General features: G+C 40.1%; 14 protein-coding genes. 11 read left to right on the top strand and 3 right to left on the bottom strand.

Annotation, left to right across the window (positions count from 1 at the left end; genetic code table 11):
- Positions 1-16: 16 nt before the first annotated feature.
- From DUT70_RS18800 to DUT70_RS18780, 5 genes are all read left to right on the top strand, one after another.
- Positions 17-1,666 (top strand): RagB/SusD family nutrient uptake outer membrane protein, encoded by a 1,650-nt coding sequence (locus DUT70_RS18800; protein WP_113648915.1) that lies wholly within the window; start codon positions 17-19, stop codon positions 1,664-1,666.
- A gap of 28 nt (positions 1,667-1,694) precedes the next feature.
- Positions 1,695-2,915, top strand: a complete 1,221-nt coding sequence (locus DUT70_RS18795) for a SusE domain-containing protein (protein WP_205529840.1) — start codon at positions 1,695-1,697, stop codon at positions 2,913-2,915.
- A 51-nt stretch (positions 2,916-2,966) separates the two neighbouring features.
- On the top strand, positions 2,967-4,532 hold the full coding sequence (locus DUT70_RS18790; protein WP_240432195.1) for a DUF4832 domain-containing protein: 1,566 nt from the start codon (positions 2,967-2,969) through the stop codon (positions 4,530-4,532).
- 391 nt (positions 4,533-4,923) lie between these two features.
- Positions 4,924-5,484: a helix-turn-helix domain-containing protein gene (locus DUT70_RS18785; protein WP_113648914.1), complete on the top strand. Its 561-nt coding sequence runs from the start codon at positions 4,924-4,926 to the stop codon at positions 5,482-5,484.
- A 105-nt stretch (positions 5,485-5,589) separates the two neighbouring features.
- Positions 5,590-6,744, top strand: coding sequence for a serine hydrolase domain-containing protein (locus DUT70_RS18780; RefSeq protein ID WP_113648913.1), 1,155 nt, complete (start codon positions 5,590-5,592; stop codon positions 6,742-6,744).
- Between the two features lie 122 nt (positions 6,745-6,866).
- Here DUT70_RS18780 and DUT70_RS18775 read toward each other — a convergent pair whose 3' ends face one another.
- Positions 6,867-9,305 (bottom strand): outer membrane beta-barrel protein, encoded by a 2,439-nt coding sequence (locus tag DUT70_RS18775; protein ID WP_162926668.1) that lies wholly within the window; start codon positions 9,303-9,305, stop codon positions 6,867-6,869.
- A 204-nt stretch (positions 9,306-9,509) separates the two neighbouring features.
- Here DUT70_RS18775 and DUT70_RS18770 point away from each other — a divergent pair, with 204 nt between their 5' ends.
- The 3 genes from DUT70_RS18770 to DUT70_RS18760 are packed head-to-tail and all read left to right on the top strand — an operon-like array spanning position 9,510 to position 13,896.
- Positions 9,510-10,127, top strand: coding sequence for an RNA polymerase sigma-70 factor (locus tag DUT70_RS18770; RefSeq protein ID WP_113648911.1), 618 nt, complete (start codon positions 9,510-9,512; stop codon positions 10,125-10,127).
- Between the two features lie 54 nt (positions 10,128-10,181).
- Positions 10,182-11,204: a FecR family protein gene (locus tag DUT70_RS18765; protein WP_113648910.1), complete on the top strand. Its 1,023-nt coding sequence runs from the start codon at positions 10,182-10,184 to the stop codon at positions 11,202-11,204.
- Between the two features lie 4 nt (positions 11,205-11,208).
- Positions 11,209-13,896, top strand: a complete 2,688-nt coding sequence (locus DUT70_RS18760; protein WP_113648909.1) for an outer membrane beta-barrel protein — start codon at positions 11,209-11,211, stop codon at positions 13,894-13,896.
- 69 nt (positions 13,897-13,965) lie between these two features.
- On the opposite strand, the gene DUT70_RS21240 is transcribed toward DUT70_RS18760, so the two are convergent.
- Together DUT70_RS21240 and DUT70_RS18750 are read right to left on the bottom strand one after the other, a co-directional pair.
- The gene (locus DUT70_RS21240; RefSeq protein ID WP_162926667.1) at positions 13,966-14,421 is read right to left on the bottom strand and encodes a hypothetical protein; all 456 of its coding nucleotides are present in this window, start codon (positions 14,419-14,421) and stop codon (positions 13,966-13,968) included.
- Positions 14,422-14,549: 128 nt separating this feature from the next.
- Positions 14,550-15,992 carry a serine hydrolase gene (locus DUT70_RS18750; protein ID WP_113649075.1) on the bottom strand — a complete coding sequence of 481 codons (1,443 nt, stop codon included), beginning with the start codon at positions 15,990-15,992 and terminating at the stop codon, positions 14,550-14,552.
- 274 nt (positions 15,993-16,266) lie between these two features.
- Here DUT70_RS18750 and DUT70_RS18745 point away from each other — a divergent pair, with 274 nt between their 5' ends.
- The 3 genes from DUT70_RS18745 to DUT70_RS18735 all read left to right on the top strand — a co-directional run bounded on the left by DUT70_RS18745 (position 16,267) and on the right by DUT70_RS18735 (position 19,904).
- The gene (locus DUT70_RS18745) at positions 16,267-16,977 is read left to right on the top strand and encodes an RNA ligase family protein (protein WP_113648907.1); all 711 of its coding nucleotides are present in this window, start codon (positions 16,267-16,269) and stop codon (positions 16,975-16,977) included.
- A complete protein-coding gene (locus tag DUT70_RS18740) occupies positions 16,946-18,067 on the top strand; it encodes an AAA family ATPase (RefSeq protein WP_240432194.1) in 1,122 nt (373 codons plus the stop codon). The genes DUT70_RS18745 and DUT70_RS18740 overlap by 32 nt, the downstream gene beginning before the upstream one ends.
- A gap of 568 nt (positions 18,068-18,635) precedes the next feature.
- Entirely contained in the window at positions 18,636-19,904 is a 1,269-nt protein-coding gene (locus tag DUT70_RS18735; protein WP_113648905.1) for an Hsp70 family protein, read from the top strand.
- The last annotated feature ends 286 nt before the right edge of the window (positions 19,905-20,190 follow it).

The following is a 20,190-nucleotide window of genomic DNA, read 5'->3' as shown; positions in this document are numbered from 1 at the left end:
TTAATACCACACGAAAATGAAAAATTTTATCAAAACAAGTCTAGCACTTATCATATTGATCTCATTAGGTGGCTGTAAAAAGTTTTTAGAAGAAGACTTGAAAACTGAACTGGCACCATCTAATACTTATACCAGTACCTACGGTTTTGAAGTAGGTAGTGCAGGTTTATATTCATTAACCCGATCTGAATACAATACTTTTGGCGAAGGTGGAGCTTTTATACATAACGCAGCAACACCATACGAATCGTTACAGGCAGCCACAGATATTGCGGATGTAATCAACAGCGATGGTTCACTAACCGCACATGCTACCCTAACGATCACCCCTACGGAAAGATTTGCGTTAAGCTACTGGAATTGGGCTTACAGCTTAATCTCGTCGGCAAACTTAATGTTGGTGTATTCAGAGAAGAATACCAATTGGGATTCACCTACAGATAAACTTCGTTTTCAAGCTGAAGCACGTTTCTTTAGGGCTTATGCTTACCGTACTTTGACCTATCTTTATGGCGATGTACCTTACGTAGAAACTATTCTTTACGATTTTAAGCTGAACTTTACCCGCACACCAAAAGCAGAAGTGATTGCACACATGGTGGATGACCTAAAATTTGCGGTAGCCAACTTGCCAACCAATCCAGATGTTACAGATTTTAAGGAAGGTAAGCTGACAAAATGGGCTGCTAGCCATTTGTTAAGCGAAATCTATCTCTTACAGGGCGACTACCCAGCGGCAGAGCAGGCGGCACTTGCAGTAATCAACAGTGGCTATTATAACTTAATGAAAACACGTTTCGGTGTGGCAAAGGATAAAGCTGGTGATGTGTTTAGCGATATGTTTCTAGAAAACAATCAAAACAGAAAAAGTGGCAACAGAGAAAGTATTTGGGTATTGCAATTTCAGTTTAATACCATTGGCGGCGGTACCAACTCTGATGACTGGACCCGTCGAGCTTGGATCCCTAACTACTCATCTATAAGTGGATTTGTTTTGGCAGATACCTTGGGAGGAAGAGGAATTGCACAATTAGTACCAATGAAATGGTGGGTAGGTACCAATCGGACCAATGCAACAGGAAATGTAGCTGGTATTTTTAGTGCAACTGATATGCGTAATTCAAATTATAACATTAAACGTGATTGGTACTACAACAATTCCGCTGATGCAGCTTTGTTTGGTAAAAAAGCAAATATAACCGAGCAAACTTGGTTTACCACAAAAACTTTATTTCCGGCAATTACTAAGTTCTTTTACGGGCGTACCGAAAATTTAGCTTTAACGGGTAGTTATAAAGATCGTATGAAGTTCCGTTTGGCAGAAACTTATTTATTATTAGCCGAAGCTTATTTGGGACAAAATAATCCAGGTAAAGCTGCTGATGCAATAAACGAAGTACGTAGAAGAGCAGGCGCTGGAGATGTTGCTGCAGCACAGGTAGATATGGATTATTTGCTTGATGAACGTATACGTGAATTAGTAGGTGAAGAAAGCAGACGTTTTACCTTGGTGCGTACCAAAAAGTATGTAGACCGTATAAAAGCACATAATCCTGCAGTTGCTGGTAAAGTAACTGAAAATAATATGTTGTGGCCAATTCCTCAGGTAATTAGAGATGCCAATACTGGCGCACCATTCCCTCAAAATCCAGGATATGGCAATTAACCAATGGTTGTTAATAAAAAATAAACAGATGAAAACGAACTATTTATATAAAACTTTATTGGCCATGAGCTTTGTGCTTTGTATTTCGGCCTGTAAAAAGGGGATTAACGATATTCCGAAAGTTCAAGAAAAAATGGAGCTAAAGGCGTCTTCACTAAACATCACTTTAGATGAAAACAATCTTTCCAAAGATATTTTAACCTTTAACTGGCTGCCTGCTCGCTCACAATCAAACGACCATATGGTGAGTTATACCACTAAATTAGATGTGGTTGGTAATAATTTCGGTGCGGGTACGGCCATCATGAATTATGAAGATGATGGCGTATTTAGCAGAAGTTTTACTTCAGAGCAATTACAGAACTGGGCAAATGAAAAATGGGGTGTGCCTGCCAATAAACCATTTACCGTAGAATTTAGAGTAGTGGCCGAGTGGCAGGGTGGCGCTACTTTCGAAGCCCCAGAAGTACGTACCATAAGAGTGGTGGTTACCCCTATTAAAGCAGTCATTTTTGATGCCGATAAGGTGTTTTTAGGAGGAAGTGCTATTCAGGGCATTAATAAAATTGAAATGCCAGCAACCTTAGAGAACCTTAACCAATATGCTTACGTATTGAATTTACAACCAGGTGATTTAGAAATTCCAGTAGAGTTTAATGGTGAAACCAACTATATCGTTTCAGCAGATGCTAATACCGAACTTAAAGATGGTCAAGCAGTAGGCATTAAAATACGCGAAACCAAATTTGCCTGGAAAATAGAAACGGCAGGACAGTACCGTGTGGTGGTAAACATGCAAAAAGCTACCGCTACCATTTATTCGCCGGCACAAGCATTAAGCCCAAGGGTAGTAACCTGGAATGGAGATGGGGGCGTGGTTCAAACAACCACCGTTTCCGAGTTATGGATGCATGGACAAATCAACAGTTGGGGAACTCCAATTAAAATGGATTGTAAAGTGAGTTTGGCTGATCCGCAAGTACTTGTTTATACTGGTGGTAGAGTTGGAAAAGCCAAGTTTATTGTATACGGTGGTACAGATAACAACAAGAATTTGGCCTATGCCTTTACTGCACCAGTAAGTGGTACGGGAACTGCTCAGGAACTTACCTTGATCCTCGGAAAAACGACTGAGCTGGCTGGAGGAACTACCAGTGCGCAACGTAATTCATATTACACCATTCCTGCAACCACAAATGTTGTTGTTTTTGATTTACGAAATAATACCATCCTAGCAGAAAAACGCTAGTTCATGGTAAGTTAAAATATTGGAGTATAAACTAATTTAAGGTTACTCAACATGAAAAAAATAAACTATAAAATAACAGGCCTAAAAACTTTGGCCGTGGTCATGTGTCTCTCGGTTTTTGCCTGTAAAAAGAATAAGGATGATGAGGCAACTCAAGCCCAGGGTACGCTGGTAAAGCCTAATTACAACAGGAGCTCAGTATTTCGTAATCCTTTAAACGGATGGGTGATGTACGGTTCTGGATCAGGTTTGGCAAGCTATTGGGATACCGAATATTATGTGCCAGATTTGGGCAAGAGAGTAAAAGCAATTGATTACGCATCAGCATGCTATATCCGTACCAGCTGGGCAACATTTAACCCAGCCAACGGGGTTTACGCATGGAGAGACCCAAGTACCGCCATTTACAAAATGATCAAAGGAGCAGAAAGCAAAGGTTTGCCAATCTCTTTCCGTATCGTAGTAGATGGTCGCGACCAAGGCTTAAATACCCCTCAGTTTGTATTTGATGCTGGTGCGAAGTTTTACTTGGAGAATGCTGCCTATCCTACACGTAAAACGCCATATCCTCAAGATCCAATTTTCAGACAGTATTACACTAAATTTATCGAAGAGCTGGCGAAAGACTTTAACGATCCAAAGAAAACCGCATTTATTGATGCTTATGGTTTGGGCAAATGGGGCGAGGCGCACAACGTGATCTATTTTGATCCAGCATTAAACACCCCTGTCGCTAAAATTGAAGAAGCAAAAGAAGAAGTGATGGATTGGATTTCTGATCTTTATACCAGAACATTCCCTAAAATTCCTTTGGCCATGAACTACCACCGTGTAGTAGGAGACCCAGTAAGTTGGGGATCAGCCAATCCTAATTCTGATAGGTTATTGGTTAAGATGATCAATAAAGGATACAGCTTACGTCAGGATGCTTTTGGAATGACTGATTACTACCAAAGTTGGGAAAAAGCTTTTGCAAAAGCTTGGAACTTCAAACGCCCAATTTTAATGGAAGGTGGTTGGATTACCAGCGGCACGCACCGTTATTGGACTGATCCAAGTGGGAAATACAGAGAAGGACATCCTGAAGATGTAAGAAAAGGCGAATTTGATGCCTCGTTAGAAGCTGCGGTAAATACCATGGATTTCCGTATCGGAGATATCGAAAGTTGGTTCAGCAAATCTTTCACCTTGGTACAACGCTTTGTATCGGAAGGGGGTTATCGTTTATATCCTGATCAGGTTTACTTGCCAGAGAAATTGAATAGTGGTACCGAAGCCACCATCACTCACCGTTGGAGAAACATGGGTTTCGGTTATTTCCCTAACAATATTCCACAATGGAACTTTAAATATAAAGTAGCTTTTGCCTTATTAGATGCTAGCGGAGCAGTAAAGAAAGTTTTGTTGGATAAAGCGAGCGAGCCATCAACTTGGATGAAGAGCGCCCCAACAAAATATGAATTAAAAGCCAACGTAGATGTACCTGCGGGAACTTATACTTGGGCAGTAGCTATTGTTGACACTACAGACGGCAACAAGCCAGGCATTAAACTATCCGTAAATGGCGATATCACCACTGAAGGATGGTTAAAACTCATTAACGTTCAGGTACAGTAATTAATTAATTTAATGGGAACAAAGCCGTAGCAAAAGCTGCGGCTTTTGTTGATTCTATAGCTAAACCTCGTAGGTTTCAAAAACCTGCGAGGTTTGATGATAGCCGTTCCGTCATCTCGACTTTAAGGGAGATCTTAGAATATACCTTTGTCGACAAACAACTTATAAAACTGAAGAATAGTTATTGTCGAAAATATAACCACATAGACACATAGGGAATTTATTATAGCAGATAGCTATGTGCCTATGTGGTTAATTCAAGTAGCTTATAAAGAGATAGGCAAGAGATTGTTTCGTCGTTCCTCCTCGCAATGACGGAGTGGTGATGTTCAAAACGAGTGAACCAATGAACTAATGAACGAATTTTATGTAACAACTTCTATATTTGTGTATGTCCACATCCAAGTTAGCCATCTATCGCCGTAAAAGAGGATTAAGTCAAGAACAACTGTCAGCCCTTTCTGGCGTAAGTGCCCGCACCATCCAGCGGATTGAAAAAGGTACGGTAGAAGCACACTTAGCTACCCTTAAATTATTAGCCGATTGTTTGGACGTAGATACAGAACTACTTTTAGAAGAAGGACCAACGGCAGCTCCTACCCAAACTGCTCCCCAGAAATCACCAACGTTAACCCCCTTGTTTCATGCTTCGGCTTTAGTAGGCATGTTTTTCCCTATTCTCAATATCATTATCCCTGGGGTGTTGTGGTTTTTGAAAAAAGATGAATCTCCCGAGTACGATCGTCAAGGTAAACAAGTCATCAACTTTCAGCTCACCATGTCCTTTGCTTTTGTACCTGCCATTTTCCTATTGGTATTCTATTTTCCAGTAGGGTTTCCTTTGGCGATATTGGTGTATTTTTATACCATGGTGATGTGTTTAATCAACCTATTTAAGTCCATCAATCAAAAAGCCATTTACTATCCATTAGCTTACCCTTTTTTAAAATAAATGCCATATAAGCCCCAAAAAGGGCAAAGTGACGTGAAGGTGTCGGGGATTTGTCGTTGAAACGAACCAGATACCAACCTAAATTTGTCTTAAATAATTTAAAAGATGAAAAACCTATTTACGCTTGCTTTCGCACTTTACCTTTTTCCTTTGTTTGCTCAAAATGCGGCGAAGGTAAAACAACTCAACGGTCAATCGGTAAACACCGAAGCCTTACAAAAAAGACTTACTTATTTGGTAGATAGTGCAAAGATTGCTGGATTGCAGGTGGCCATTATCAATAACAATAAAACCGTATGGACTTCAAGCTTCGGGTCTAAGGATCTCGAAAACCAGAAACCTTTAAATGATAGCACAGTCATGTATGCTGCTTCTTTAACCAAACCAGTAAGTGCTTATATCTTTCTACGTTTAGTTGATCGTGGCATCTTCAAATTAGACCAACCTGTACATTTCTATTTGAAAAAGCCTATTGGCGAATATCCCAAATGGAAAGATTTGGCAGATGATACCGTTTCATTCAATCGCATTACCCCTCGAATGTTATTGGCTCACAGTTCAGGATTGCCAGTATTGCGTCAGTTATATGGTAATAAAACTAACTTGATTGCTAAACCAGGTGAAAAATTCTATTACTCCAACGAAGGGATCAACTTGTTGGGTTTTATGATCGAAGAATATACTGGGAAAACACTTGAAGTGATTGCCCAAGAAGAAGTTTTTGGGCCATTGCAAATGCAACGTACCAGCATGATTTGGGAAAAACCTTTCGAAAGCAATTTCTCTTATGCCTATTTTAAAGATGGTAAGAAATACGGTTCCGAGAGAAGACAAAGCAGTAGGGCTGCGGGCTCTATGTCTACCACTGCTAGCGATTATGCCCGTTTCTATATCCAGTTAATGAGTGGTAAAGGCTTAAGCAAAGAAAACCTCCAACAAATGTTATCGTCGCAAATTGCCGTAACCAGCCAACGTGGCTTTGGTAGCTTGAGAGATAGTTTAACCCATGAAAACGATGCCATGAAGTTAGCTTGGGGTTTAGGCATCGGTTTATTTCAATCGCCTTACGGAAAAGGATTTTTCCATACAGGTCATGGTGATGCCAACCAAAATTATGCAGTAGCCTTTCCAGAAAAAGGGATTGCGGTAGTATTGTTAAGCAATAGCGAAAACTTTGAACGTGCCAGTGCCCAAATTGTAAAGGCTTGCATTGGCGATACCTATTCACCATTTAAATGGTTGGGGCATTTGGATTATTAATCAGAACCTAATCAACGATGCTAAGACTTACGAAGTTTCGAAAACTTCGTAAGTCTACTACTAATTGTAAGAAACCTCGCAGGTTTCAAAAACCTGTGAGGTTTGCTTGCAGTGTAAATATGCTAGTTAATCAAATCGTCGTTTTTAACGCCTCTCTTTTTAGAAAGATTTTCCTTCAGTTTACCGAAATTATAAGTAAAACCGATGTAGGTAACCCTAAATGGAGTGCGTGTATGCAGACGGTTACTAAAGTTGCTATCTTCTGTAAAAGCGTAGTTGTTTCGCCATTTGGCAAAGAAATTATTAAAGTTAACCGTAGCGTTAAGTTTATCTTTAAAAAACTTAGCTCCAAAGTTAACCTGGTAATAATGGATAGCTTTTTGGCTGTTCACCAAGGTGAAAGGCGGTCGGTTAATGCCACCGCTGCCGCTGATAGAGAAAGTTTTATAAAGCGTTAAATAGAAAAAAGCCCCCAAATTTCCGCTAATGCCTTCCTGTTGCTGACTAGCGATCAGCATGTTTTCGATTTTATTGTAACGAATACTCAGGTTAAAACCACCTCTCAGTTTTTTAATAGAAGAAGAGAAGGAGATCAGGGAGGCAATTTCCCTGTTTCGGCCCACATTATCATATTGTGTGGTACTGATCCCTGAAGCTTCATTAAAGGTGGTGTATTGCGCAATCATATTTCCCGAGTAAGAAGCGCTAAGTGCAAAAGAGAAAAAATTGATGCCCTTTAAAATCCTGTTTTGCCACGATAGGCTATGGATCGTTTGCGCACCCAGCTCTGGATTACCAAAAGATAGGTTCAAAGGATCGTTATTGTTTACAAAAGGATTAAGCGTATTGATATACGGGCGTTGCAAGCGTTTGGTATAACTAAATACCATGGTGTAGCTTTTGCTCAATTGCGTATTCATCGAAAAATCGGGGATTAAAGTTGTATAGCTTTGCTTCACCTTGGTATTGGTGTTAAAGAAATCTCCGTTCACTTCAGTATGTTCGGCCCTCAATCCAGTCCTGAAATTTAGTTTGCTTAAAGAAAATGCCAGCGAACCGTAAGCACTGTACACCTGCTGCTTGTAGGCAAAGCTATCTGAATTAGAGGCATCGGGTTCATAAGGCTGATCTTCGGCGGTGCGACTTAAACTAAGGTAGTCTGCATTGGCATCTCTAAAAATAAACTTAGCGCCCGTTTCCAATTTCAAATCGGTATCAATAGGTTGGATAAAGTCGGTTTGAAAAGTATATTCCTTATTTTTGGAATAGTTATCATTCTTTCTGAAAAGATCATTACTGGTCCTGTCCATCAAACTCGTATTGAGTCCATCGTTTTTACTGAACAGGCCATTAAACCTAAAACTGAGCTCCTTGTCGGGATTGCTTTTGAATTTCTTGATAAAATCACTTCCGATGCCATAGGTTGGAAAACTATTGCGGATGTTTTGTGTAAAGAAATCCAATTGCGGTGCTGCGTTCGCGACATCAGTAGTAATGGTTTGCAGCAATTTGCTTCGGTTATGGCCACCGCTAATGTTTCCATACAATACAATGGTTTGTAGTGTGTCAATATTATAGCTCATCTCCAGATTACCGTTGTTTAAAAAACGATTGGCGACCTGGTCACCTTCCAAAAATCGTCTTTGGTAGGTAGCAGGTTGTAGGGGCAGGGTTTCATTAAATACCTGCGATTTGTTGTCATAGTTTCCACTTAAAAAATAGGTTCCCGTAACGGCAAATTTTCCTGTCCTGACGCTAAAGTTGGTGCTGGTTTGGTAATTGATATTAGAATAGTAGGCATTTACAAATCCATTGTAGCCAAAAATGGCTTTTTTAGTAATGATGTTGATCAGTCCTCCAATCCCTTCCGCATCATATTTGGCCGAAGGCGAGGTAATAACTTCTATTTTAGCCACCACGGCTCCAGGAAAACCTCTCAAAGCATCCTTGGTATTTTGGGCAAACATGGCAGTTTCCCGTCCGTTCAATAGTACTTTATAGTTGGTTTGTCCATTCAGTTGTACATTTCCTTCGCCATCTACGCTTAGCATGGGTACTCTTCGCATTACATCGCTAATGTTTTCGCCTTTGGCGGCTTCGTCTTGTTCCACATCGTAAACCAATTTGTCCTTTTGTTGGCTAATCAGCGGTTTTTTGCCAACTACGTTAACTTGTTTAAGCTGATTGGCAGCAGCTTGGAGCAAGAAGACTTGAGTTCCCGCTGTTGTTGTCGAAACTTTAAGCTTTTTAATCAGCTGGCCGTAACCCACGAGCTGTATGGTAACTTGATAAACACCAGTATCTAAGTTTACCACCAATAATCCTGTGGTATCAGAGGCTGTATGAATGAGAGTTTGCTGAAGTGGAGCAATTTTTTGAAAGCTAGCTCTAGCGTAAGGGAGTGATTCTTGGCTGATGCTGTCCTTAACTATTCCCTTAAACTTGATTTTTTCTTGGGCATGTGCCATTTGAGTAGCACAACCTATCGAAAATAACACGATAATATACGCGGTAAACGGAAGTGTAAATGATGAAATACGTTGTAGAAAATTTTTGTTCATAAACATTGGTTTCTATAAGAGACGAGACGGTTTTTCCTTTCGTTGCATGAAAAAGTAAATTTGTACGAATTTTTTCGTATATAAAGGTTGATTACTCGAAAACATCATTCCTAAACATTAAATTTTATCTTTGGATAAGTATATCTTCCTATTTTGGTGTCATTAACCATAAAGCCAAGTGTAATTGCCCGAAACCTAATTTTAATGCCAGAAATAGAAATCGTATCGTTGTTTAAAGAGATCCAAGTGGGGGACAAAACCGCTTTTGATATGCTTTTTAACCATTATTATTCGAAACTGGTCACCTTTGCTAAACAATACACCAAACAACAGGAAAGTGCAGAGGAAATTACTTCGGAGCTTTTTGTAAAGCTTTGGCTAAAACGGGAGACGCTTTTGAAGGTGCTCCATCCCGAGGTTTATCTTTACGTTGCCATTAAAAATTCCTGCTTAAACTTTATGCGTTCTCATCAAAAACGAAAGCATGTATTTGCTGAAAAGGAGGAAAGTGCTGTTTTCGAAGGGATCTGTAATGGCCATATGAGCTTTTTAGAAGATAAAGAACTGCGTAAACTGCTTGATGAGGCGGTAGCATCCCTTCCCGAACAACGCAGAATGGTGTTTAAGCTCATCAAAGAAGATGGGCTGAAAACTGCTGCGGTGGCTCAAATCCTTGGTATATCCAAAAGAACGGCAGAAAACCAATTATACAAAGCGGTAAAAACACTGGCTGAAACGCTGAGTGATTATTTAGGCTACCATCCACAATCCAAAGTGGCAAGGAAACAACAGCTTCGAGATCTGTCTTTATTATTTCTTTAAGGGCAGTAAGTAATTTGCTTGAAAAGGTTGTCCTTTAGATATAAGCACCAAAACATGGAAAAAGATATCTTCATCGCACTGCTCAGCAAAAAGCTCTCTGGAGAAATTTCTACGAGCGATCAAACGCTTTTGAATGAAGCACTTCGAAATAACCCAGCCTACCAACAACTGGCTGTTCAATTAGAAAGCTATTTTAATAAAAAGCCTAAAGCCAACACCAATGCTAAAGCTTTAGAACAAGTTTGGGCAACCATTGCCGAAGCAGAGAAGGGAGCACCTGTTGATCAGTTTAACTATCGTACTAAAAAGCAACCTTGGTTAACAACACCTTTGCTTAAAATAGCCGCCATGTTGTTGCTGGTATTGGGTGTAGGATTGCTCAGTTATTATTGGTTAAATCGTAGCCAAAAAGACTTTGAGGCTTTAGCGACTACCGACCAAAAGGTTTTTAAAGTACTACCAGATGGCACACGTATATGGTTAAATAAACAAAGTACCATCACCTATAACCAAGCTTTTGGTAAGCAGCAGCGAGAAATATTTTTGGATGGCGAAGCTTATTTTGATGTGATAAAAAACGCCAAAGTACCCTTGTTAATCCATGCTGGTGATATTGATATTGAAGTAAAAGGTACTGCCTTTAATGTCAATGCTTATCAAAAGAGCAAACAAGTAGAGGTGGCATTGATCAGAGGATCGATTGCTGTAACCGATAGGTTAAATGCCAAACATCAGGTGTTGCTTAAACCCAATGAAAAGCTGATTTTCACGCATCAAACCATCACCCAAAGCGAAAATAATTTTCAGGTGATGGCCATTCAACCAAGCCTTTTGAGTAAGGAAATTAGTTGGACCATAGATACCATTACGTTCAACAAAGAAAAGTTAGTGGATTTGGCGCTGCGTTTGGAAAAGAAATATGAGGTGAAAATCGACATCAAAAGCGAGACCTTGAAAGACAAGCGTTTTAGTGGTTCGTTTAGCAACGAGAACATCCGCCAAGCTTTGGATGCGCTTAAACTTTCCTATCCGTTCACCTATACCATCAACAATAGATTGGTGACGATTAAGGATTAGGGGCATGAAGAAAATTATCCTATTTACGTTTGCCTGTTTCCTGTGCATTGCTGTATTTGGTCAAGATCGAAAGTTAAGCTTACGCCAAGAAAGTATCTCCCTTCCATTGCTCTTTAAAAAAATTCAGGAGCAATGTGTCTATACCTTTGTTTACAGCGACGAAGTGGTTTCCGATACGATGTTGGTCTCCATAAATGCCGATCGTATGCCTGTTGCCAAGGTATTGGAAAGCGTGCTTCCTGCAAAAAAGCTTTTTTACCAAATGGCCTCGGCAGACATGATTGTTATTGGAAGCGAACGCTTATTGAAAAAGCAGGAAGATGATTTAAAAACAACCTTGACAGGAGAAGTGGTTGATGTGGAAGGAAGTAAAATGCCTTTTGCAACGATCATGCTTTTTGAAGATGCCAAGCAAGTAAATGGTGTAATTGCCAATGAGCAAGGTGCCTTTGAGTTGCTGCATCCTTTAAAAGCAAACCATTTGTACCTGCTCAAAGTATCGTCTATGGGTTATGAAACCACCCAACTCAGTTTTTCGGTGGCAGTGGGCCAGTTATCCAAAGTTTTTGGAAAAGTAAAGCTTAAGCAAAGTGCCAAAATCCTGAAGGAAGTGAATGTAAGTGGTAGCCAAAAGATCATAGAAATGGATGGCAGTAACCTCATCTTTAATGTTTCTAAAAGTATCAGTGCCCAAGGTACCAATGCGCTTGAGCTATTGGGTAGGGCACCAGGGGTAAATGTAAGCACCGATAATAGTATTTCCCTGAACGGAAAGGCGGGCGCCGCGGTATTGATTGACGGTAAACAAACCTATTTATCTAACCGAGAGGTAGCGGAACTGCTGAAATCCATGTCGGCCTCAGAAATTAAATCGATAGAGATCATTAGTAGTCCAAGTGCCAAGTACGATGCCTCTGGTACTGCGGGCATTATCAATGTACGAACCCAAAAAAATAACGTGCAGGGTTTTAGTGCCAGCCTAACCTCTGGATTGAGTTACGGGGTATACCTCAGAAATAACCAGGATTTGGCGTTGAGTTTTAGAAAGAACAGGCTGAGTATTTTCGGGAACTACAGCCATTTTATAGGTTATTATTCCTATTTGTATGGTGGCGATAGGATTCAGGAAGGGAAGTTTTATAACAGCTTTACGGATGATATTGATAAACGTAAGAAAATGGGATCGAGGTTGGGGGCCGATTTTGCTATCGACAAAAACCATACGGTAGGCATATTGCTAAACGGTAATTTTTTATTTGGCGGTGGCATTACCAATACCAGAACGGATATTGGACAGGCGCAAACTTCAACCATTGACCAAACCCTTACCGCTATTAACGATTATTACCATCAGCAAACCCAACGTTATAACGTTAACTTAAACTATAGGTACGAAGATACTTTGGGTACCATCGTCAACTTTGATGCAGATTATGGGGATTTTACTAAAGGTGCAGGTAATTTACAATCCAATAAGTACTCGGCTAGCAACCAAACCGTGATGAGCGATAATTTATATCGTTCCTTAAATGCCATTGATATTGGTTTGAGAGCGATAAAGGCTGACTACACGACTAAGCTGTGGAAAGGGAAATTGGAAACGGGGCTGAAATATTCTTCCGTATCGGCCGATAATGATTCGAAGTTTCTGGAAATTAAGTCCGATGGCGAAACCATTGATCCCAATAGGTCAAACAGGTTTGTCTATTGCGAGAAAATAGCCAATGCCTATGTCAACTATCAAAAGACTTTTGGAAAATGGCAATTACAAGGTGGATTAAGGGTAGAAAATACGGCTTCCAATGGGCAGCTAGATGAAGCTTCCAGTGTGTTTGGCAACATTAGAGTAACTGAACGGAACTATACCAATTGGTTTCCATTCTTTGCCGCAACAGTAAAGCCTAATGCCTCGCATAATTTTTCTTTAAGTTATTCCCGCAGGATCGACCGACCTGCCTACCAGAACCTTAACCCCTTTATTTATCTGTTAGATGAACTTTCCTATTGGCAAGGAAATCCCTTTTTGGAACCTCAGCTCAGTCATCGTGTACTGTTGCAATATGCTTATAAAGGTGCTACCATATTAGGACTGAGCTATACCTATACCGATAAGTTTAGTGTAGAGGTAACCGATGCCGTAGATGATACCAAAATTGTGATGGTGCCACGTAACCTGGGCATTCAGCAACATTTGGCCCTTACTTTAACGCAAACTTTGCAACCCTATAAATGGTGGAATATTACTTTTAACGGAACACTTTTCGGGCTGCATAATGATATTGATTTTGGCGGCGGACGTAAGCTTAACCTAAAACAATTGGCGGGTAGGTTTAATTTGCAGCAAAGCTTTAAACTCCCTTATCAGCTTACGGGCGAGATCATGGGAATTTACAATTCCAGAAAGCTGGCTGGCGCTAACCAGTTCGCAAATGCCACTAGCCAGGTTGATTTAGGTTTGCAACGTAACTTTATGGACAATAAAGCTACCTTAAGACTTATTTTTAGTGACATCTACAAAGGTACCAAAGCCAGTTCTGTACAACAAGTGCAGGGACTTTACATTCGCAATTACAGTTATTTTGAAGCTCGACAGGTGAAACTCAATTTTAGTTATAGGTTTAGTAGTGGAAGTTCCAAAGGGCCAAGAAACAGAAGTTCGGCCTTGGAGAATGAACAGGGTAGGATTAAGTAAGGCTTATTTTAAACCTCGCAGGTTTCAAACCCTGCGAGGTTTTTAAACTTCATAAGTTTGGAAAACTTGTTACATAGTATTGCCTTTCCTGTCAGTTTCTATTAAGCCTTTGGTTGGTGTTATCACCAACCATTTATTGCAGGAGGGTGGTATGGTGATAACACCAACCACAAGTTGAAACCACAAGTTAAGGCTGTTTTTATTCCTCAGGTTTCTTATTGGAAACGTCAGGTTTTCCCCAAGAAACCTCAGGTTTTTCTCGAGAAACGTCAGGTTTTTCCTAAGAAACCTCAGGTTTCTTCTTTGAAACATCAGGTTTTTACAACTAAAAAACCTTAGGTTTTTTGCAATTTCCTTTAGGGATTTCACGATTTCCATAAGGTTTTTCACGATTTCCATATGGTTTTTTGCGATTTCCATAAGGTTTTTTACAGTTTCCATAAGGTTTTTCGTGATTTCCATAAGGTTTTTTACGATTTCCATAAGGGATTTTGTGATTTCCATAAGGTTTTTCATGATTTCCATAAGGATTTGATCAATTCCCTTAGGGTTTTCCCCTACAGCTTCATGGCATTATGTTGTCGTTAAATTGCTTTTTAAGCAAATAGTTCGTCTTTCATAAAGGTGTTTATTGGCGATACTTTGTTGACATACTATGGCTTCATTAAATCCGCCAGTACTTTTTTCCCATGTTCGTTATCAGGGCTTAAGGCAATAGATTTTTGGTACATGGTAATCGCCTCACTCTTTTTACCTGCTCTTAATAAAACCTCGCCATAGCTATCAAAAGCATTTCCGCTTTGCGGGAAAAGATGGGTGTTTAACTTGAATATTTCCGAAGCATCTTTCAAATTGCCATTTGCCATCATGCGGTAGCCCCACTCATTAATTTCAAACTCATTAGGGATAAATAATGGATTGCTCTTTTTCTGTTCTTCGGCAAAAGGAATAGCTTTATCAAAACCGATCTTCCTTAACGAAATTTTCATTAACGTAATGGGCGAAGCTTTTGGAATGTCTGGGTGATAACATCCCGCCAGCTCTTCTAGCATATCTTCGGGATAGCTTCCTCCAAGGTTCGTGAGCACAATAACCGCCAAGTCATCTTCTGGATAAACCAAAAAGGCCGCTCTTCCGCCGCCCGACATGCCCACCGCTTTATGTTTGGCCCTAAACCTGTTCAAGCCCCAACCTAAAGTCCAAGGAGTGCCTGTGCCATTGTTAAATTTTCCTTGCGACCACATGGTGTCTAAGCTCGATTTGGCTTTCAATAATTTGCCACTTTGCAAAGCGATGATCCATTTAGCCATGTCTTCGGCAGTGCTGTTAAGGCCCGAAGCTGTTCTCCTGAAATAAGGAAACTCATAATAATTGTTAATGAGTTTTGGGGTGTTTAATGGTTGTCCGTCAATTTGGGTGCGGTAAAAATAAGTGGGTGCAAAATGAGGGATCACATCACGGGAATCGCCAAACACGGTATGCTTTAATCCTGCTGGCTGAAATTGGCGCTCATCAAATACTTCCTGAAATGTTTTTGAAGAGAATTTATTGATCAGCTTTGCCAATAAATAGGCATTGGTTTGATTATAGTTAAATCTTTCGCCAGGTGTAGAAATAAGAGGCATTACTTTTAGCTTTTCCCAAAAGGTAGCTTCAGTAGTGTTACCTGTTCCGCCTGTTCGTTCATCCAATAAGCCCAGGCCATCGGGTAAACCAGAAGTATGGGTGAGCAATTGTTTAATGGTTACGGTAGACCACGCGGCGGGTAGGTCATCAAGGTACGTCGCCACTGTTTTCGATAGGTCTATTTTTCCCTGTTCAACCAATTGCATGACGGCTACAGCCGTAAAAACTTTGGTACATGAGTTGATGGCGAAGATAGATTGGTTGCTTACGGGAACACTATCTTGAACATTGGCAATCCCATAAGATTTATTCAAAACTATTTTCCCTTTACTGACCACGGCAACCTGCAAGCCAGGGATTTTTCTTTCCCGCATTTCTCGTTTAATGATGTCGTCGACAGCAGGATTAGTTTGGGCAAATAAGTGGGTGGTCGCAATAAGGCAGGTAAAAAGAAGGGAAATTAATCTCATGAAGTGTCTTTTTTTAATAGACAGGAAAAAGGAGTGAATGTTGCATGGGATTTCGTCTTCTTTCTTCTGTTCGATGCGATCACCGTACCAGTTAAATTTGATGTGGTTGATGATAACACCAACCAAAGGTTTAAAAATCAAAACTATTCTCTTATCTTTGCCTATCAATCGCAAAGAAATTGAGTCATGTAATTGCTAACACATAACCTATTAATGGTCTTTCCCGTTCGGGAAGGAGGCAATTTTCTATTTTTTTAATTTAAAATATTGACACATGACTATATCACAGAAATATGGTCGTACCTATCACTATCCTTTTTCGCCAGGTACCACTAGCGATGATAGAATAGCACACGACTATTGGGGGAAAATTCAGCATATTCCCAATTTAATTCATACAGAGAAATTAGATGGCGAGAATAACTGCTTATCTAAGCATGGTGTGTTCGCACGTTCACACGCAGCACCAACTATTTCTCCCTGGACAGCAAGTATTAGACGTTATTGGCAAACCATCAGAAATGATTTAGGTAATTTGGAGATTTTTGGAGAGAATTTATATGCCATACACTCCATCGAATATCATCAATTGGAACATCATTTCTACGTTTTTGCAGTTCGAGAATTTGACCGCTGGTTGAGCTGGGAAGAAACACAGTTTTATGCAGGTTTGCTTGACTTGCCTACCGTTCCTGTGCTTAAAAAAGAAGGAACACCTAAAAACCAACAACAGTTTCAAGAGGAAATGTTATCTCTTGTAAAAGGACGTGGCGCTTTTGAGCCGTATGATGTTAAGGATGGGCAACCATCAACCATAGAAGGAATCGTTAGTAGAAATGCAGATGCCTATTTGGTTGAAAATTTTGCTGATAATGTATTTAAATATGTTCGGAAAGGACATGTAAAGACAAATGAACATTGGACACGACAATGGAAAAGAGCACCATTGTTAAATGAAGGAGGTAGGTATGTGGACTATTTATAATAGTAAGAATTGGAACGATTTAGAACAGCATTTTAATTGGGTAAAGCGCATGAGCGAAGTCCCTCAGGATTCCCGTTATCATGCGGAAGGAAATGTAGGTATCCATACAAAAATGGTGTTAGAAGCGTTACAGGAGCAGACAGATTTCCAAAAACTAGGTAAGCAAGAACAAGAACTATTGTGGGCAGCAGCTTTATTACACGATGTGGAAAAATATAGCACCACAGTTTTAGAGTCGGATGGAAGCATTACTTCGTATGGACATGCACGTAAAGGTGCACAATTCGCAAGGAGGTTGTTGTACATGGAGTTGCCAACGCCATTTGAATTGCGTGAACAAATAGTGGGTTTAGTACGCTATCATGGTTTGCCAATTTGGTTATTTGAAAAGCCAGACCCTTTGAAAACTTTGGCAAAAGTGAGTATGGAAGTGAATACCGAATGGCTAGCGCTGTTGGCTAGAGCCGATATGATAGGCCGTGTTTGTGATGACCAAGAAGAAATGTTATATCGGATATCATGTTTCGAAGAGTTTTGTAAGGAGAATAATTGTTGGGGACAAGCACGAAATTTCGTTTCACCTGATGCAAAGATATATTATCTCCAAAATGAAGAAGCTTATATAGATTATATCCCTTTTGAGCAAGCTAAATTTGAAGTGATAATGTTGAGTGGTTTGCCTGGCGCTGGAAAAGATACGTTCATTAAAAAGAACTATGCTGATTGGCCAGTTATTTCGTTAGATGAGTTACGAATAGAAAAAGGTATTGCACCTGACGATAAAAAAGGTAACGGACAAATTGTTCAAGAAGCTAAGGCTCGAGCACGTGTGTTTTTGCGTAAGCAAGCTCCCTTTATTTGGAATGCCACTAATACGACAAGCCAAATGCGAATGCAATTGATAGGTTTATTTTTAACCTACTATGCAAGTGTAAAAATAGTTTATCTCGAAGTCCCCTTTGAAAATTTACATTCACAAAATAAAAATCGTGAAGCGGTGGTGCCTAAAGTAATTTTGGACAAACTTGCCAATAAGCTAGAGGTGCCCACACTATGGGAAGCACATCAAGTTAGCTATCACATTGGGTAGATTGGCTTCATCAGAAAATAGCGTTGTCACATTTCTCTAATGGAATGTGGCAACCTTTTAGTTTGAAGTAGCTGGGATTGGTAATGATGGTTACATTTTTCTTCTGGTTTAAATGTATGGCTGACCCTGAACTAAATTTGCTTTGCAGCTACTTCGTGGTCAGGGTGACGGTAATCAATGCTCCGTCATGCTGACCTGTAGCGAAGCGGAAAGCTATAGAATAAATTTAGTTCAGCATCAGTTTTATAGGTCAATCATAATGAATTTAGTAATCGAACTCAAATAAGTTTGAAATCGAATATGTACAAAACTTTCCCAAAAACTTCTCTTTCCCGAAAGGGGAGAACCGAAGCGCAGCGAGCTCATTGATGCCAAAATGCAATAACATCCTATCAATAGATGTTAGAAGAACAGAGAGGGTCTATTTCTATAAACCTCTCCCTAATCCTTCCGATGAATCGGAGCAGGTACTCGTTGAAAAGGAGAGGGAATTGGTAATAATCGTTACATTAAATTTTTTTCATAACTTCGTCGCCCCTAAAATTTTATTGGTTTAGCTTCCCATCTCATGAAACGATTTTTATATGGTATCGACTTTGGTACCACCAACTCCGCTTTGGCTATTTACGACGAGGATTCGAAAGAAATACACAGTACCATCATCATTCCTTCCTTAATTTACTTTTATCATCAGTTAAACACAGGAGCCGAGAAAAATTATGTGGTGGGAGAGGATGCCATTAACGCTTATTTGAGTGATGGCATGAAAGGCCGTTTCATCAAGTCCATTAAACAGATCTTATCGAGAAGTAGCTTTACTGAAACCCGTATCCATAACAGAAGGTACAACGCTTCGGATTTGGTAGCCATTATTTTAAAAGAACTTAAAGGCAGGGCCGATAAAATTGTTGGACAGGAGGTGGAGAAAGCCATTATTGGAAGGCCCGTGTTTTTTGATGATGATAATGTGCAGAAGGATACTTTGGCGCAAAACAGATTGAACAAGGCGGCTGAAATGGCTGGCTTTACACAAGTGCGTTTTCAGTTTGAACCTATTGGTGCTGCTTTTGCCTACGAGAAAACGTTAACTAAAAAGGAGCACGTTTTGGTAGGTGATTTGGGCGGCGGTACTACCGATTTTACCTATTTGGTACTTGATCCCGACAAGGTGGGAAGCAAAGACCGTAAGAAAGACATGATGGCTACGGGTGGTATTTACATTGGTGGCGATAGTTTCGACTCGGCTTTTATGTGGGAACGTGGGACGCCTTACTTTGGTAAACACACTACCTACGAAGCCACTCCAGGAAAAGTATTAACGGTACCTAAATCATTGTTTGCCAATATTTGCTCGTGGGACCAAATGAACTTTTTTAATGGCCAGCGTATTAAAAAGGATATCGATGATTATTATTATTTCTCGGGGAAGGATAGAAAGTTCAAAAACCTGATTACCCTCATTGAAAATAACTTGGGTTATTCAGTTTTTCAAGCCATTGAGCAGACCAAAATCACTTTATCGAGCGAAGCGCAAACTCAGTTCAGCTATCATCAAATGGAGATTGATATTGAGGAAGAAGTTTCGTTGGCCGATTATCAGCAGATCATTAAAAAAGATGTAGATCGTATTGCCGCCTACCTTGAGGAATTTATGACGGCCAATCATATCGAAGTAGAAAAGATTGATAGTTTGTTTTTAACGGGCGGTACTTCGATGGTAGCAAGCATTCAAGACTTGTTTAAAAACAAATTTCCGCACTTAACCCTCAATTCGGGCGATAACTTTAAGAGTGTGGCCAAAGGTTTAGCATACAGTGGTTACCTATTCGAGGATTAGTTATTTCGTCATTGTGAGGAGTCACGACGAAGAAACCTCTTACTTATCTTCGTTTTATCCATGCGTTAGTGAGAAGCCGCTTTGATTAACCACATAGGCACATAGCTGCTTGTCGATGAAGGCATATCCAAAGATCTCTCCATAAAGCCGAGATGACGGAACCCGACCTAAGCTGCAAAATTTGACAATCCTGCATCACCACCCCGTCATCTCGACCGTAGCGGAGAGATCTTTATACTTTGCAAATTTACTCACTCCGTCATTGCGAGGAGGCACGACGAAGCAA

Source organism: Pedobacter chitinilyticus (genome assembly GCF_003313385.1).
GTDB classification, from domain to species: domain Bacteria; phylum Bacteroidota; class Bacteroidia; order Sphingobacteriales; family Sphingobacteriaceae; genus Pedobacter; species Pedobacter chitinilyticus.
The sequence above is the reverse complement of the archived record's forward strand: the minus strand, read 5'-3'. Positions and strand labels throughout refer to the sequence as shown.

Excerpts from the sequence above, each read along its gene's own strand:
- DUT70_RS18800 (WP_113648915.1), top strand. The coding sequence starts at position 17 with ATGAAAAATTTTATCAAAACAAGTCTAGCACTTATCATATTGATCTCA.
- DUT70_RS21240 (WP_162926667.1), bottom strand. The coding sequence starts at position 14,421 with ATGGAAATCATGAAAAACCTTATGGAAATCACAAAATCCCTTATGGAA.
- DUT70_RS18770 (WP_113648911.1), top strand. The coding sequence starts at position 9,510 with ATGCCAGAAATAGAAATCGTATCGTTGTTTAAAGAGATCCAAGTGGGG.
- DUT70_RS18735 (WP_113648905.1), top strand. The coding sequence starts at position 18,636 with ATGAAACGATTTTTATATGGTATCGACTTTGGTACCACCAACTCCGCT.
- DUT70_RS18780 (WP_113648913.1), top strand. The coding sequence starts at position 5,590 with ATGAAAAACCTATTTACGCTTGCTTTCGCACTTTACCTTTTTCCTTTG.
- DUT70_RS18760 (WP_113648909.1), top strand. The coding sequence starts at position 11,209 with ATGAAGAAAATTATCCTATTTACGTTTGCCTGTTTCCTGTGCATTGCT.
- DUT70_RS18750 (WP_113649075.1), bottom strand. The coding sequence starts at position 15,992 with ATGAGATTAATTTCCCTTCTTTTTACCTGCCTTATTGCGACCACCCAC.
- DUT70_RS18745 (WP_113648907.1), top strand. The coding sequence starts at position 16,267 with ATGACTATATCACAGAAATATGGTCGTACCTATCACTATCCTTTTTCG.
- DUT70_RS18790 (WP_240432195.1), top strand. The coding sequence starts at position 2,967 with ATGAAAAAAATAAACTATAAAATAACAGGCCTAAAAACTTTGGCCGTG.
- DUT70_RS18775 (WP_162926668.1), bottom strand. The coding sequence starts at position 9,305 with ATGAACAAAAATTTTCTACAACGTATTTCATCATTTACACTTCCGTTT.
- DUT70_RS18740 (WP_240432194.1), top strand. The coding sequence starts at position 16,946 with ATGAAGGAGGTAGGTATGTGGACTATTTATAATAGTAAGAATTGGAAC.
- DUT70_RS18795 (WP_205529840.1), top strand. The coding sequence starts at position 1,695 with ATGAAAACGAACTATTTATATAAAACTTTATTGGCCATGAGCTTTGTG.
- DUT70_RS18785 (WP_113648914.1), top strand. The coding sequence starts at position 4,924 with ATGTCCACATCCAAGTTAGCCATCTATCGCCGTAAAAGAGGATTAAGT.
- DUT70_RS18765 (WP_113648910.1), top strand. The coding sequence starts at position 10,182 with ATGGAAAAAGATATCTTCATCGCACTGCTCAGCAAAAAGCTCTCTGGA.